Annotated in this window: 14 protein-coding genes and 1 other RNA gene; 6 read left to right on the top strand and 9 right to left on the bottom strand. The window is 60.1% G+C overall.

Going from position 1 to position 14,206, the window contains the following annotated elements:
• Positions 1–75: 75 nt before the first annotated feature.
• On the bottom strand, positions 76–480 hold the full coding sequence (locus ACI3KQ_RS10285; protein ID WP_404957273.1) for a MerR family transcriptional regulator: 405 nt from the start codon (positions 478–480) through the stop codon (positions 76–78).
• A gap of 47 nt (positions 481–527) precedes the next feature.
• Between ACI3KQ_RS10285 and ACI3KQ_RS10280 the strand changes: the two genes are divergently transcribed.
• On the top strand, positions 528–1,322 hold the full coding sequence (locus ACI3KQ_RS10280) for a MauE/DoxX family redox-associated membrane protein (protein ID WP_404957271.1): 795 nt from the start codon (positions 528–530) through the stop codon (positions 1,320–1,322).
• A 473-nt stretch (positions 1,323–1,795) separates the two neighbouring features.
• Positions 1,796–2,095, top strand: a complete 300-nt coding sequence (locus ACI3KQ_RS10275; protein WP_404957270.1) for a hypothetical protein — start codon at positions 1,796–1,798, stop codon at positions 2,093–2,095.
• Between the two features lie 227 nt (positions 2,096–2,322).
• Here the strand turns inward: ACI3KQ_RS10275 and ACI3KQ_RS10270 are convergent, their stop codons facing one another.
• Entirely contained in the window at positions 2,323–3,609 is a 1,287-nt protein-coding gene (locus tag ACI3KQ_RS10270; protein WP_404957415.1) for a citrate synthase, read from the bottom strand.
• Between the two features lie 10 nt (positions 3,610–3,619).
• Entirely contained in the window at positions 3,620–5,086 is a 1,467-nt protein-coding gene (gene gltX, locus ACI3KQ_RS10265; protein WP_404957268.1) for a glutamate--tRNA ligase, read from the bottom strand.
• 36 nt (positions 5,087–5,122) lie between these two features.
• Here gltX and ACI3KQ_RS10260 point away from each other — a divergent pair, with 36 nt between their 5' ends.
• Entirely contained in the window at positions 5,123–7,267 is a 2,145-nt protein-coding gene (locus tag ACI3KQ_RS10260) for a ComEC/Rec2 family competence protein (RefSeq protein ID WP_404957266.1), read from the top strand.
• On the opposite strand, the gene lexA is transcribed toward ACI3KQ_RS10260, so the two are convergent.
• From lexA to ACI3KQ_RS10230, 6 genes are all read right to left on the bottom strand, one after another.
• Positions 7,258–7,926 carry a transcriptional repressor LexA gene (gene lexA / locus ACI3KQ_RS10255; protein WP_404957264.1) on the bottom strand — a complete coding sequence of 223 codons (669 nt, stop codon included), beginning with the start codon at positions 7,924–7,926 and terminating at the stop codon, positions 7,258–7,260. The genes ACI3KQ_RS10260 and lexA overlap by 10 nt on opposite strands.
• A 364-nt stretch (positions 7,927–8,290) precedes the next feature.
• Positions 8,291–9,469, bottom strand: coding sequence for a molybdopterin molybdotransferase MoeA (locus tag ACI3KQ_RS10250; RefSeq protein ID WP_404957262.1), 1,179 nt, complete (start codon positions 9,467–9,469; stop codon positions 8,291–8,293).
• Complete coding sequence (gene moaC / locus ACI3KQ_RS10245) at positions 9,466–9,936, bottom strand: cyclic pyranopterin monophosphate synthase MoaC (RefSeq protein ID WP_404957261.1); 471 nt, start codon at positions 9,934–9,936, stop codon at positions 9,466–9,468. The genes ACI3KQ_RS10250 and moaC overlap by 4 nt, the downstream gene beginning before the upstream one ends.
• A complete protein-coding gene (gene trpC / locus ACI3KQ_RS10240) occupies positions 9,933–10,724 on the bottom strand; it encodes an indole-3-glycerol phosphate synthase TrpC (RefSeq protein WP_404957259.1) in 792 nt (263 codons plus the stop codon). Before trpC ends, moaC begins: the two co-directional genes overlap by 4 nt.
• Entirely contained in the window at positions 10,721–11,713 is a 993-nt protein-coding gene (gene trpD / locus ACI3KQ_RS10235) for an anthranilate phosphoribosyltransferase (RefSeq protein ID WP_404957414.1), read from the bottom strand. The genes trpC and trpD overlap by 4 nt, the downstream gene beginning before the upstream one ends.
• Before the next feature lie 180 nt (positions 11,714–11,893).
• Positions 11,894–12,484, bottom strand: a complete 591-nt coding sequence (locus tag ACI3KQ_RS10230; RefSeq protein ID WP_404957412.1) for an anthranilate synthase component II — start codon at positions 12,482–12,484, stop codon at positions 11,894–11,896.
• A gap of 113 nt (positions 12,485–12,597) precedes the next feature.
• Between ACI3KQ_RS10230 and ACI3KQ_RS10225 the strand changes: the two genes are divergently transcribed.
• The 3 genes from ACI3KQ_RS10225 to ssrA all read left to right on the top strand — a co-directional run bounded on the left by ACI3KQ_RS10225 (position 12,598) and on the right by ssrA (position 13,952).
• A complete protein-coding gene (locus tag ACI3KQ_RS10225; protein ID WP_404957257.1) occupies positions 12,598–12,999 on the top strand; it encodes a DUF6766 family protein in 402 nt (133 codons plus the stop codon).
• Between the two features lie 90 nt (positions 13,000–13,089).
• Entirely contained in the window at positions 13,090–13,602 is a 513-nt protein-coding gene (locus ACI3KQ_RS10220; protein ID WP_404957255.1) for a hemerythrin domain-containing protein, read from the top strand.
• Positions 13,603–13,607: 5 nt separating this feature from the next.
• Positions 13,608–13,952, top strand: a transfer-messenger RNA (tmRNA) gene (gene ssrA, locus ACI3KQ_RS10215).
• The last annotated feature ends 254 nt before the right edge of the window (positions 13,953–14,206 follow it).

Below are 14,206 nucleotides of genomic sequence, written 5' to 3'. Positions count from 1 at the left end.
CTTCCGCAGGCGAAAGCGGCAATGCGGACTTTGATCTTCATATCGAGGATCTATGCCCACTGGCTGTTGGGACGCTCAGACTCCGAACGAAGCGAGGATGGGACAGGGCCCTTCGCTTCCAGTTCCGCACTCCTTTGCGAGCCGCTGAAGGGCGTCGAGAGCATCCTTCAGGGCGCTAATCTTCGCATTAAGCGCTGTGATGCGATGCTTCGCCAACTCGCGCGCACGCTTCCGGTCCTCGCCAGCATCCAGCGTCAGCAGCTCTTTGATCTCCTCCAGCGTAAACCCGGCTACCTGCGCCTGCTTTATAAACCGGAGGCGCCTTAAATCTTCAGACCCGTAGCGCCTGATGCCGCTTTCTCGCGTTGGTGTCTCGAGCAAGCCCTTGCGTTGATAGAACCGGATGGTCTCGACTCCAACTTTTCCGCTAGCGGCAAGCTGGCCGATCGTGAGGGAAGAATACCCTTGACTCTGTACCATAGTACAGACCCTATATCCCTTCCGACAAGATCACAAGGAGACGTGAAATGTCGGACTTGAGCAAGCGACCGGTCCCCAGCAGGAAGGCGGTGATCTACCGCATGGTGATGCCCAACCACACCTGTCCGTATGGCTTGAAGGCCCTGCATCTGCTTAAGCGAGCAGGATATGAAGTCGAGGATTACCACCTCACCACCCGCGAGCAGACGGACGCGTTCAAGGCTGAACACCATGTCGAGACGACGCCCCAAGTGTTCATTGGCGGCGCGCGCGTCGGCGGCCACGACGATCTCCGCCGGTTTCTCGGCAAATCAGTAGCCGATCCGAAGGCTACCACTTACCGCCCGGTTATCGCCTTGTTCACGATGACCGGTTTGATGGCGCTCGCCGCGAGCTATGCGGTGAGCGGCAGCCCACTCACCATCCTCGCGGCTGAGTGGTTCATTGCCTTCTCGATGATCGTGCTGGCGTTGCTCAAACTTCAGAACGTCGAGAGCTTCGCAACGATGTTCCTGAACTATGATCTGCTCGCCAAGCGGTGGGTGCCCTACAGCTACATCTATCCATTTGCAGAAGGGGGTGCTGGAGTTCTGATGGCCGCTGGAGCGCTTACTTGGCTTTCAGTCCCCCTTGCGCTGTTCATAGGCACAATTGGCGCTGTGTCGGTGTTCAAGGCTGTCTACATCGATATGCGCGAGCTCAAGTGCGCCTGTGTCGGCGGGTCGAGCAACGTGCCCTTGGGCTTTGTCTCCCTCACCGAGAACCTGATGATGATCGCTATGGCTGTCTGGATGGCGCTGGCAGCGACGGGGGTCTTAACCGGCGGTGGGCACGTTGGTTGAGGCTCGGGCCTGGGAGCAAGTGTCGTGATTGCAAGTCGCTTCCGGGCCGCTTATCTTGCGCACATGTTCGCAACTCGCATCGCTGCAATCCTGGCCATGCTTGCTCTGCTTTTCGGGCCGGTGAGCATGATCGGCGGATATGTGGCGATGGCCCAACCTTCGGCCTCGGCATCGCACCATGAGCAGTCGCCGGGTCAGTCCGCTCCTTGCACTGAAATGAGCGGTGAGACTCAGGATAGGTCTAGTGATCCCTCTCTCGTCGATTGCCTGACCGACTGCGCCATCACTTGTTCGGCAATCCCAGCCTTCAGCAATGCGATAGCGCACCCCGTCCTTGTGCCTCGCATCGCACACGCACTGCCGCTCGCAAGCCCCTTGCGTGGTGTTCCTCCAGAAGCAAGTGACCCTCCTCCTCGACCCGCCTGAGTTTCGGTTCGACAGTATTGACTTCCGAGTTCCCAGGAGAGTTTGAAATGAAGATCCTCATCAGCGTAATCGCGCTTGCCTTCGCTGTGCCAGCTGCGGCCCAAGCAGCACCGGCCGTTCACTCCCAACAGCGGGGGACTTCCGGCCAAGCCGAACACGGCGATCACGCCGGACACCAGATGCCGACAGGCAGTCAGCACGACGAGCACAAGGGCCACGCAATGGGCGGGTGCTGTGCCGACAAGAACGGCGATGGTCGCATGGACTGCTGCGAGAAGATGGCGGCGGACAAGGAACCGGCTCCGCAAGCGACACCAGGCCAGACTAACCCGCACCAGAACCATTGATTGCAAGGGGATGGGGTGGTGGCGCGAGCTGCCGCCCCACTCGCTTGCATGGCGCTATGCACGAGATGATGGAGGATCATGCCGCGACGATGGAGCAGGCTACCACTGATTGTTAGGCGTCTCACGTACTCGCCAATAACAAACACCGCCCCGCCTTCCTGCGCCCAGCCCCCAAAAAAAACGGCGCCCTAAAGGCGCCGCTTCCTTATCTCTCAAACCCGACCGGTTCAGCGCTGGCTGACCGGCACATAGTCGCGTTCTGCCGGGCCGGTATAAAGCTGGCGCGGGCGGCCGATCTTCTGTGCTGGATCGGAAATCATTTCGTTCCACTGGGCAACCCAGCCCACGGTGCGGGCCAGGGCGAACAGCACGGTGAACATTTCGGTCGGGAAGCCGATCGCCGACAGGATCACGCCCGAATAGAAGTCCACATTCGGGTAGAGCTTCTTTTCGATGAAATAGGGATCGTTAAGGGCGATCTGCTCCAGCTCCTTGGCAACGTCAAAGATCGGATCATTGACGCCCAGCTTTTCCAGAACGTCCTTCGCGGTCTTCTGCATGACGGTCGCGCGAGGATCGTAATTTTTGTACACGCGGTGGCCAAAGCCCATCAGGCGGAACGGATCATCCTTGTTCTTGGCGCGGGCGATATATTCCGGGATGCGGTCGACCGTGCCGATCTCGCGCAGCATGTTGAGCGCCGCTTCATTCGCGCCGCCATGGGCCGGGCCCCACAGGCAGGCGATGCCCGCCGCGATGCAGGCGAAGGGGTTGGCCCCCGACGAACCGGCCAGGCGCACGGTCGACGTCGACGCATTCTGCTCATGGTCGGCATGCAGGATGAAAATCTTGTCCATCGCGTCCACGACGACCGGATCGGGCTCATATTCCTCGGCCGGGACCGAAAAGGTCATGCGCAGGAAATTGGCCGTGTAGCTCAGGTCATTGCGCGGATAGACAAAGGGCTGGCCCGCCGAATATTTATACGCCATCGCCGCGATCGTCGGCATCTTGGCGATCAGCCGGTGGCTGGCGATCTTGCGCTGTTTAGGATCGCTGATGTCGGTCGAGTCATGGTAAAATGCCGACAGCGCGCCGACCACGCCGCACATGATCGCCATCGGGTGCGCGTCGCGGCGGAAACCGCGGTAGAATGTGGTCAGCTGCTCATGCACCATGGTGTGCAGCGTGATCGTGCGGGTGAAGTCTTCCAGCTCGGTCTTGGACGGCAGTTCGCCGTTCAGCAGCAGGTAGCTGACTTCCATGAAGCTGGACTGTTCGGCCAGCTGGTCGATCGGATAGCCGCGATGCAGCAGGATGCCCGCGTCGCCATCGATGTAGGTCAGGCCGGAATCGCAGCTCGCCGTCGATGTGAAGCCGGGGTCATAGGTGAACATGCCGGTGTTGGCGTATAGCTTGCGAACATCGACGACCTTGGGGCCGACCGTGCCACTCAAAATGCCATAATCCTTGGCATTGCCGTCAACGGTCAAAGTGGCGCTGTTATCCGACATCATGTTCTCCTCAATTGCTGCGGCCAGCCGATGTGTACCCGACATCGTTCAGTCGCTTTAAGCTCTCCACTTTCCCAAGCAGGAAAAGGACATCAAAAATGCCCGGCGAAACCGTACGACCGGTCAGCGCCGCACGCAGAGGCTGGGCAACCTTGCCCAGTCCCAGATCGGCTTCCTCCGCCACGCGACGTATCGCTTCATCGATCGCTTCGACCGTCCAGTCCTGAACAGAGCCAAGAGCGTCGGCTGTCTTGCCCAGCAGCGCGCGCGCCGAGTCGTCTAGCAGAGCAAGCGCCTTGTCGTCAAAATCCAGCGGGCAACTTTTGAACAGAAATTCCGCGCCCTCCGCAATTTCGTTAAGCGTCTTGGCCCGCGGCTTTAACGAAGGCATCGCCTGGGTCAGCAATTCGTCGGCCCCGGCGGGCAATTGAGCCATCCCCAACCGCGCAGCCACCCGCGGCGCGGCCAACCCCGCCAGCCGCGCATCATCCGCTTCCCGAAGGTAATGGGCGTTCAGATTCTCCAGCTTCTTGATATCGAACCGGGAAGGCGATTTCCCCACGCCAGAAATGTCAAACAAATCGATGGCTCGTTCACGGGAAATAATTTCCTCATCCCCATATCCCCAACCCAATCTCAGGAGATAATTCAACACCGCTTCGGGCAGCATCCCCATTTCGTCGCGATAAGCGTCGACGCCCAACGCGCCGTGGCGCTTCGACAGCTTTGCGCCATCCGATCCGTGGATCAGCGGGATGTGCGCATAGATAGGTTCTTCCCAACCCATCGCCTTGATGATGCCGAGTTGACGAAAGGCATTGTTGAGATGGTCGTCACCACGGATCACATGGGTCACGCCCATATCATGGTCATCGACGACCACCGCCAGCATATAGGTAGGCGTGCCGTCCGAACGCAGCAGGATCATATCGTCCAGCTCAGCATTCTGCACGACAACGCGGCCCTGAACGGCGTCTTCGATCACTGTTTCGCCTTCGCGCGGAGCTTTCAGCCGAATGACATAAGGCGCACTGGCTGGAGCGTCAGACTGGTCGCGGTCACGCCAGCGGCCGTCGTAGCGCATCGGTTGCTTCGCCGCCCGCTGTTGCTCGCGCAATTCGGCCAGTTCCTCCTGGGTCGCGTAGCAACGATAGGCGTCGCCTTGGGCCAGCAGCTGGTCGGCCACTTCGGCATGGCGGGCCGATCGCTCGAACTGGAAAACGGCAGGCTCGTCGCCCCCCAGGCCGAGCCAGTCCAAGCCGTCGAATATTGCAGCGACGGCATCCTCAGTCGAACGTGCGCGATCCGTATCTTCGACCCGTAGCAAGAACTTGCCGCCATGGTGACGAGCGAACAGCCAGTTGAAGAGCGCAGTGCGTGCGCCGCCAATATGAAGAAATCCGGTTGGCGACGGCGCAAAACGGGTTACGACCTGCTTGTTCAAACCCGTTGCACTCACCGCGAAATTCCCTGACATGCGCCTTGCTCATTCATGAACGCGACGCCCCCTAGCATGGCTTTTGAGCCACGACAAACCTCCGTTGGCGGGAACATCCGTCAACGGGTCGCGCGGGTTTTTGCTCGTTTGGAAGAAGGACTGGAGGAGGAGCGGGAACAACTGGCCCTGTGGGTTCCTGTGGCGATCGGCATCGGTATTGTCGCGTGGTTTCTATTGCCCAACCGATCGGAATGGCTTGGATTCTGCTGCGTTTCCTTGGCCATTGCGAGTGTTGGCCTTGCTCTGCCGACGGGCGGACGGATGCAGCAGGTCTTGGTCATGGGTGGCGTCCTGGCATGTGCGGGATGCGTACTAATCTGGGGCAAAGCGGTGACTGTGGGAACGCCGCCGCTGGCGCGACCTGTCTTCATGGAAGTGACGGGCGAAGTGAAGGCAGTGAACGCGATTCCCGCGCAGCAGATGAGTCGGATATTGCTGCAGCCCCTCGCGGCGCCTTCATTGCCACGGCTTATTCGGGTGAACATCGACGAAGGCGATATGCCCCAAGATGTGGGGGAAGGAGCGATTATCCGCTTTCGTGTGCGATTGATGCCCCCAGCCGCGGCCAGCCTGCCGGGAGGATATGATTTCGCACGCCGTGCCTATTTTCAAGGCATTGGTGCAACGGGGAGAGCGCTAAAGCCGCTGACGGTGCTTCGGCCGTCGGTCAGCGAACGTCCTCTGCGGGCGCGTCTGTTCGCACATATTAATGGGCGCGTCAGCGGACCGGGGGCGGGTATCGCCGCAGCTCTCGCCACCGGCGATCAAGGTGCGATCCCGGAAGACGATGCGGAAGCGATGCGGAACAGTGGACTTGCTCACCTGCTGTCTATCAGCGGCCTGCACGTCACGGCGCTGGTCGGGGCAGTAATTTTTCTGCTGATGCGGTTGATGGCGCTCAGCCGACGTGCAGCGCTAGATTGGCCGCTGATGTTGATCGCTGCGGCCGGTGGAGCGTTGGCGGGGATTAGCTATACATTGCTGACCGGGGCGGAAGTGCCCACCGTGCGGTCATGCGTTGCGGCGTTGCTGGTGTTGGGCGGGCTGGCGCTCGGGCGGGATGCTATTACCCTGCGCCTGGTGGCAACTGGAGCCCTACTGGTGCTGATGCTCTGGCCCGAAGCGCTGATGGGGCCGAGCTTCCAGATGAGCTTTGCTGCTGTGGTGGCGCTCGTGGCCTTAGGTGAGCATCCCGGATTTCGAAATTTCGTCGCAGCTCGTGACGAAGGTATGTCGCGGCGGTTGGTTCGAAGCCTCGGCGCGATGCTGCTCACAGGTTTTGCCATTGAGTTGGTGCTGGCGCCGATTGCGTTGTTGCATTTTCATAAGGCGGGGATGCTTGGTGCCTTTGCCAATTTGCTGGCCATTCCGTTAACCACTTTCGTGGTGATGCCTTTGGAGGCATTGGCTTTGTTGTTCGACGTGGCGGGCGCGGGCGGGCCTTTCTGGTGGCTCACGGGACATGCGCTCGAACTGCTGCTGGCCATTGCCCATGGGGTTGCGGCGAGCCCTTGGGCCGTCGTGATGACCCCCACGATGCCGGTCGGCATATTCGGCGCTATCATCCTGGGCGGGCTGTGGTGCCTGTTGTGGCGGGGTCGGTGGCGTTGGGCGGGGCTGGTTCCAGTCACCCTCGGCGCCGCCGCGATGCTCATGGTTTCACCGCCTGAAATATTGATCACCAGCGATGGCCGCCATGTTGCCCTGCGTTCATCCGGTGGAGAGATGACCCTGCTTCGCGAGCGGGCGGGAAATTATGTGCGTGACATGATGGCGGAAAGTGCTGGCTCCAGCGGTGTCATGGGAGCCTTGGCCGATTTGCCGGAAGCGCGTTGCTCAACGGACCTGTGTGCGGTTCAGGTGGAAGGAGGCGGGCGGTCATGGCGATTACTACTGACGCGAAGCAACGTGCTAGTCGATAAAGCCGTATTCGAACGCGATTGCGCCGGTGCCGACATTGTCGTCGCCGATCGCCGCCTTCCGACATGGTGCCGACCGCGCTGGCTGAAAGCAGACCGGCAACTGCTGACACGGACAGGAGGGTTAGCCATAGACCTGGACCAGCGCCTGGTGCACAGCACGAAAATAGCGGGCGATGCGCACCCCTGGATCGTCCAGCCCGTCAGAAATCGTCGACCAAGGGCGGACGGTCAGTTATAGCGCCGCAGAAGTCCGGCCAGCTTGCCCTGAATTCGTACCTGACGTGGATCATAGACTTGTGGAGCATAAGCTGCGTTAGCCGGATCAAGCCGCACGTTGAGACCTTCGCGATGAAAATATTTGAGCGTCGCTTCGATCTCGTCGATCAGCGCAACGACGATCTGCCCTTCACGCGCCACTTCGGTACGCTGGATCAATGCGAAATCGCCATCCAATATGCCTGCCTCGGCCATTGAGTCACCTGAAACCTCCAGCGCATAATGATCACCTGATCCCAGCAGCGCCGCAGGCACGGACAGCATGTTCTGCCCTTCCAGCGCCTCGATCGGTACGCCTGCGGCGATACGACCATGTAGTGGAATGTCGATCACATCGTTGGCTGCAATCGGCGCTTTGGCAACGAGTTGCGGCTTGGGAGGGGCCGCCTTTGGCGCACGATGCATCGCTTCGGGCAGTTTTAAAACTTCCAGCGCCCGCGCCCGGTTGGGCAATCGGCGAATGAAGCCCCGCTCTTCAAGCGCATTGATGAGCCTGTGAATGCCAGATTTGGATCGCAGATCGAGCGCTTCCTTCATTTCCTCAAACGAAGGCGAAACTCCGCCTTCGTCCAGCCGATTTTGAATGAAGCTGAGCAATTCCTGTTGTTTTGGCGTCAGCATGCCTGCTTACCCTCTATGGAACGGATGGGGAACGCATAGGAAACGTAAGGAGCCAAGTCAAGCGGGCCGAGCGTTAAGCGTAACGATGGGAACGTAGCGATGTTGTAGCCGTTTCATGACTGCCTTTCCCAAGGCGTGAAATAGGAGAGAGAGAATGGCGAACCAAGATAAACAGGGTAGCGACCAGCGCCGCCAGCAGGGTGGGGACCGCTCCAGCGAGGGCGGGCGTCAACACCAGCAGGAAAACCGGCAAGGCCAGATGGGCCAAGACCGCGGAAAGAATAAGAGCGGCCAAGACAAGCAACAGCGCTAGGTCGTCTGATGATCGTCTAATGGAGGGGCCGCGCTGCGGCCCCTTCTTCCATCATAATGGAAGGATTACTACCTGTTCACCTGCTGTCGCAGGCGCCGATGCAGCAGCGCGCAGAATCAGGCAATCGGCTTGGGCAAGCGAAGAGGCCGCCGCGCTGTCTTGTGAAGAAAGGCACGTCACCCCTGCAGCATCGCGATAGGCGCGCAAATACTCATCGCGTTGTCCCGTTGCAGGAAGCGGCTTGGCGAGTAGCGCCGTAGATGTCCGAGGAAATGGATCAGACGCTCCTGCCATATGTCGGACCAGCGGGGACAGGAACAAGAGCGCCGTGACAAACGCCGAACCCGGATTTCCTGGTAACCCAAGAAATACTGCGCTCCCCAATGTGCCTGCCATCATCGGCTTACCAGGACGCATGCGGATTTTCCAAAACTCCAAGTTGCCGCCAGCACGGGTGAATGCCGGTCGCACAAAGTCGTGATCGCCCACGGACGCGCCGCCGGTCGAAACGATAATGTCGGCCCCGGCGCAGCGTTCCAGGGCTTTGGTCATCGCGCGGAGAGTATCGGGCACGATTCCCATGTCCATCACGTCGCATGGCAAGCTGTTGAGCAGCGCAGCGATCATCGGGGCGTTTGACGAAGGCAAGGCACCGGGCGGCGCTGGCTCACCGGGGGCAACCAACTCATTTCCCGTGGAGATCAATGCTATCCGCAGGCGGCCGCCGACCGGAAGCGCGCCATGGCCCCCGAGCACGGCGAGCGCAATCTGTGCGGGACCCAAAGCCGTTCCCGCGACCAGTAGGCGCTGCCCCACGTGAAAGTCCGACCCCGCCATTCGCACGTTGCGACCCATGATGGGTTTTGGCCCTCTGGGACGCAGCACATCATTGAGGACGGCTGCATCCTCTTGAATAAGTACCGTGTCCGCGCCGAGTGGCAGCGGGGCGCCGGTAAAAATGCGGCAACTTTCGCCGGGCATAAGGGGAGGGGGGACAACACCGCCAGCCATGCTTTCCGCCGTTATGGACCAAGGTCCGGGCCATTCCCCTCCGCGGATGGCGTAGCCGTCCATTGCCGAAAGATCTGCCCAAGGCTGGCTGCGCAGCGCCATGATATCGTCTGCAAGCCAGCGACCCGCACAATGGGATATGGGCAATTGTTCGGCGGGACGCCGAGTGGCCAGAGCCAGTAGCCGGGCCTGTGCATCCGCGACTGGTAGCAGGCTCAAAGGGCGTGCCAGTCGCCGGACTTGCCGCCAGTCTTGGTCAGAAGGCGAACCCCGTTTATGACCATCGCCCTGTCGATCGCCTTGGCCATGTCGTAAATCGTCAATAGCGCAGTAGATGCGGCGGTCAGCGCCTCCATCTCAACACCTGTTTGACCGGCGGTCTTCGCTGTCGCCTTTACGGTGACACCTAATGCCTCAAGGCCAAAATCGACGGTCACCGATGTTAGCGCGATTGGATGGCAGAGCGGAATGAGTTCAGCCGTGCGCTTTGCCGCCATGATGCCCGCCACCCGCGCCACGGCGAGTACGTCTCCCTTTTTGACCAGGCCTTGAGCGATCGCACTCGCTGCTTCTTCGCTCATCGCGATGTGGCCCGTAGCCACTGCCTCACGAGACGTCACCGCCTTGCCCGAGACGTCGACCATCCGCGCTGATCCGTCATCTCCCAAATGGGTGAGACCATTCATGCGCCGGTGAGCAGCGCGCGCGTTGCTCCCTCGACATCCGCCTGGCGCATCAACGATTCGCCAACGAGGAAGCACCTCACGCCATGGTGTGACATGGCGATCAGGTCCGCGTGACTGCCAAGGCCGCTTTCCGCGACGAATGTGCAGCCTTGTGGGGCTTGGCCGACCAATTCGTAAGTTCGGGCGAAATCAACGCTGAAGTCACGCAGATCACGGTTATTAACACCGATGAGGCGAGACCGCAGCTTCATCGCGCGTTCGAGTTCATGGATGTCGTGAACTTCGATCAGGGCGTCCATACCCAGGCCTAGCGCAGCGTCCTCAATTTCCGCCATCTGCACATCGTCGAGCGCCGCCACGATGACGAGGATGGCATCCGCACCCAGCGAACGGCTTTCAAGTACCTGCCAAGGATCGACCAGGAAATCCTTGCGCAAAACGGGCAAGGTGCAGGCTGAACGGGCCGCGATCAAATAGTCGTCATGCCCTTGAAAATAGAGCTCGTCCGTAAGGACTGAGAGACAAGCAGCGCCAGCTGCGGCATAGGACCGGGCGTGGGCTGGTGGATCGAAATCGGGACGGATGAGACCCTTGGAAGGACTTGCTTTCTTGACCTCAGCGATGAGACCAAAACCGGTGCGTGCAGCCGTGTCCAACGCTATCCTGAAGCCGCGTGGCGGGGTTTGTTCAGTGGCGCGGGATTGCAGGTCCGCGACGGTCGTCACGGCTTTCCGGCGAGCGACTTCTTCCCGTTTTGTGTCACAGATTTCGATCAGCTTGTTCGTCATTTATAGGCAATCCAGCATTGGAGCAGGGCGTTCGCAAGCCCTCGATCGATTGTTTCAGCTGCTTCTTCCACGCCTTCGCGAAGGTTCGTCACTGCGTCGGCGACCATCAGGGCGGCGGCGGCGTTCAACAGCACGGCATCGCGGTAGGGACCGGGCTCGCCCTGTAGCAGAGCGCGGAGCGCCGAAGCGTTATGGGCCGGGCCACCACCCCTGATTGCATCGACCGGATGGGTCGAAAGGCCAAGTTCGGCAGCGGTAATGCGGTGCATCGCGGCAAGGCTATGGCCCTTCACTTCCGCCATGTCGTTGCCGCCTGCCAATGACAGTTCATCAAGGCCTTCGTCGCCGGAAATGACCAACGCGCGATCAACGCCCAGTTCCGCCAGTGCTGCGGCATAGATCGGGACATAGGCTGGCCGAGCGATGCCCACCAATTGGCGGCGCACGCGGGCGGGATTGGCGAGTGGCCCCATCAAATTGAAGATGGTGCGTTCGCCTATCGCCCTGCGGATGGGGGCAAGGCGTTTGAGTGCGGGGTGATAATTTTGCGCGAAGAGGAAGCAGATGCCAAGGTCAGCCAAGGTCGCTTCGGCAGTTTGTGCCGCTCGGTCGAGGTCAAGGCCAAGCGCCTCCAGCGTATCGGCTGCGCCTGCTTTGGACGAAGCGGCCCGGTTGCCATGCTTGGCGACCGGGACGCCAGCGGCCGCCACCACTAGGCTGACCGCTGTAGATACGTTCAGCGTATGATGACCATCGCCCCCAGTGCCGCACACGTCGATTGCGCCGTGCGGAGCGTTGACGGAAATCATGCGTGTCCGCATCGCTCGCGCGGCTGCGGCGATTTCCACAGCGGTTTCGCCGCGCCTTGCCATGGTGATGAGGAAGTCCGCGATCTTCGTTTCGGGAAGGTCGCCGTCGAACAGCAGGTCGAAGGCTAGGGCAGCATCATCGGCGCTTAGCGGCGCTGCGGGATCGGGCAGGCTGATCATCGCCTTTGCCTTAATCATGCTGCTGCGCTGGAGTCGAGAGTGGGACAGGGAAACTATTGTCGGGCGAGATCGGATTTTTAGGGAAAATGGGGATTTTTTTGGACGGATTTTGGCGTCATTAGAAAGAATCCCGCGAAGGAGTCATAATATTGTGGGAATGTTTGGGTGAGGGAGGTCAGGTCAGGCCGGGACGGGTCCCCGGACCGGGAGGCCCGCTATGCGCAGGAAGTTTGCCAGCATTTCGTGCCCATATTCCGTCGCGATGCTTTCGGGGTGGAACTGGACCGAGTGGATCGGCAGGCTTTCGTGACGGAAGCCCATGACCGACCCGTCGTCGCTGGTCGCATTGACGACAAGGCATTCCGGGATGTCCTCCACGATCAGCGAGTGATAGCGGGTCGCGGTGAAAGGGGACGGCAGTCCTTCGAACAGGCCGGTCCCGTCATGGGTCACCGGCGATGTCTTTCCATGCATCAGCCCGCCGCGCACGACATGGCCGCCGAAATGCTGGCCGATAGCCTGATGGCCCAGGCACACGCCCAGCAACGGCGCGCCAGCGTCGGCGCAGGCAGCGACCAGGTCCAGGCTGACCCCGGCCTCATTGGGCGTGCAGGGACCGGGTGACAGGAGGAAGGCGCTGGCGCCGCTGGACAGCGCCTGGCCCGTGGAGATGGCGTCGTTGCGCACGACTTCGACCTCTGCCCCCAGCTCCATCAGATAATGGACCAGGTTCCAGGTGAAGCTGTCATAATTGTCGATGACGAGGATCATGGGACCAAGGCTATAATGCGCCAGGCGCGCCGGGCCAATCGGAATCGGCGGCCCCGTGAACCTGCCAGCCCGCGATGCGTTCGCCATCCGAAATAACCGAGAGGAAGGATGGCATGAAACGCTATGCATATGGCTGGATAACGGCCCTGTTCTTTCTTGTGTCGATCGCGCTGCACTGGTTGTTCGGCTGGTGGGCCTATGTGGATGAGGCTCAATCCCACCATCAGGCGCCGGAACTGGCCGCCTATGCCATAGAGATGGGGCGCGATACTTTTGAAAACTGGCAGTCGGAATTCCTGCAGCTGATCTGGCAGGTCGTTGGGCTGGCCTATTTTCTGTACGTAGGGTCCCCCGCATCGAAGGAGAATGACGACAGGCTGGAGGCCAAGGTCGATGAACTGTTGAAGATCACCGGAGGCAGGGATGCCGAAGGCCTGATCGAGGAAATCGACCGGCGTTATCTGCGCACCGGGGGACATGCCAAGCCGCATGGTCATGACCTGGGACATGAATGAGAGCGAAAGTGAAATGGCGGTTGCGGGCGAATGGAACCCAGCCCCGTTTCAGCCGCTTCATGCCCAGATTGTTCACGAGGAGGACATGACATGGCCAAGGCCGAATTTACCGATGCGATCGCTCTGTTGAAGGCTGACCACCGCAAGGTCGAGGACCTGTTCGAACAGTTTGAGAAGGCCAGAAGCGGCGGGCGCAAGCAGGATATCGCCCGGCAGATCTGCACGGAATTGAAGATCCACACCATGATCGAAGAGGAAATCTTTTATCCCGCATTTCGCGGCAGGATAGAGGATGACACGCTGGACGAGGCCTATGTCGAGCATGACGGGGCCAAGGTGCTGATCAACGATATCGAGGCCGGGTCGCCCGATGATGATTTCTACGACGCCAAGGTCAAGGTGCTGTCGGAGGAGATCAAGCATCATGTCAAGGAGGAGGAGCGGCAGTCCGATGGCATGTTCGCCCAATGCCGCAAGGCGGATGTCGATCTGGTCGAACTGCGCGACCGGATGATGGCGCGGAAAGAGGATCTGATGGCTCAGGCGAAGGCGGGCGGATTGCCCATCGCAGAGCCAAGAGCCGTCCATTTGATCGCCGCGTGACCACAGAGGTTGAAAAAGCCCGCTGATTGTCCCATATCGCGAGGTGCCGGGTTCGCCCGGCTATGGTGATAAATCGTGTCGTGCAATAGGCGCAGCGGACCCGGGGGCAGTACCCGGCGGCTCCACCATTTGTCCCGCGTCCGCGGGGTGATTGACGGGGCCGAACTAGGATCGACGTGTGTTGAAAGGCGATGTCTTCACCCGGCCTGAGTAAGCCGTAAAAATGTTCAAAACACGTAAGTGCCAACGATAACGAGGCTCTTGCTCTTGCTGCGTAATTGATGGCCTCACGGCCTGACATTACCCAAATAGAACGCGGTTGAACCCACCGGGCAACAGAAGGGAATTCAGCGGCTGCCGGAGGGGCCGGGCAACAGAACCCTCCGGACCTTTTCCTTTCAGATCAGCAAGTCAGGCCAGGCTTGGGCCAAAGGCGGCGCAGGGCGCCGGTGCCGGGATTTTCGCCGCCCGACTCGGCGAGGAAAAGATTTTTCAGTTCGATTGCACTTTTATGACAGTTTGAAGAAAAAGTCATAAGATATTGAAATATCACAAAAGAAAATGCTTTTGTGACACTCTGTAGCGGCTTGCCCCCTTGTCACCG

The organism is Sphingobium sp. ZW T5_29 (assembly GCF_044987515.1).
GTDB lineage: Bacteria > Pseudomonadota > Alphaproteobacteria > Sphingomonadales > Sphingomonadaceae > Sphingobium.
Note: the sequence above shows the minus strand (reverse complement) of the source record. Positions and strands in the feature narration are given on the sequence as shown.

What these genes read in the sequence shown, in the direction of transcription:
- ACI3KQ_RS10285 (WP_404957273.1), bottom strand. Translation starts at nt 480, where the DNA reads ATGGTACAGAGTCAAGGGTATTCTTCCCTCACGATCGGCCAGCTTGCC.
- ACI3KQ_RS10280 (WP_404957271.1), top strand. Translation starts at nt 528, where the DNA reads ATGTCGGACTTGAGCAAGCGACCGGTCCCCAGCAGGAAGGCGGTGATC.
- ACI3KQ_RS10275 (WP_404957270.1), top strand. Translation starts at nt 1,796, where the DNA reads ATGAAGATCCTCATCAGCGTAATCGCGCTTGCCTTCGCTGTGCCAGCT.
- ACI3KQ_RS10270 (WP_404957415.1), bottom strand. Translation starts at nt 3,609, where the DNA reads ATGTCGGATAACAGCGCCACTTTGACCGTTGACGGCAATGCCAAGGAT.
- gltX (WP_404957268.1), bottom strand. Translation starts at nt 5,086, where the DNA reads ATGTCAGGGAATTTCGCGGTGAGTGCAACGGGTTTGAACAAGCAGGTC.
- ACI3KQ_RS10260 (WP_404957266.1), top strand. Translation starts at nt 5,123, where the DNA reads ATGGCTTTTGAGCCACGACAAACCTCCGTTGGCGGGAACATCCGTCAA.
- lexA (WP_404957264.1), bottom strand. Translation starts at nt 7,926, where the DNA reads ATGCTGACGCCAAAACAACAGGAATTGCTCAGCTTCATTCAAAATCGG.
- moaC (WP_404957261.1), bottom strand. Translation starts at nt 9,936, where the DNA reads ATGAATGGTCTCACCCATTTGGGAGATGACGGATCAGCGCGGATGGTC.
- trpC (WP_404957259.1), bottom strand. Translation starts at nt 10,724, where the DNA reads ATGACGAACAAGCTGATCGAAATCTGTGACACAAAACGGGAAGAAGTC.
- trpD (WP_404957414.1), bottom strand. Translation starts at nt 11,713, where the DNA reads ATGATCAGCCTGCCCGATCCCGCAGCGCCGCTAAGCGCCGATGATGCT.
- ACI3KQ_RS10230 (WP_404957412.1), bottom strand. Translation starts at nt 12,484, where the DNA reads ATGATCCTCGTCATCGACAATTATGACAGCTTCACCTGGAACCTGGTC.
- ACI3KQ_RS10225 (WP_404957257.1), top strand. Translation starts at nt 12,598, where the DNA reads ATGAAACGCTATGCATATGGCTGGATAACGGCCCTGTTCTTTCTTGTG.
- ACI3KQ_RS10220 (WP_404957255.1), top strand. Translation starts at nt 13,090, where the DNA reads ATGGCCAAGGCCGAATTTACCGATGCGATCGCTCTGTTGAAGGCTGAC.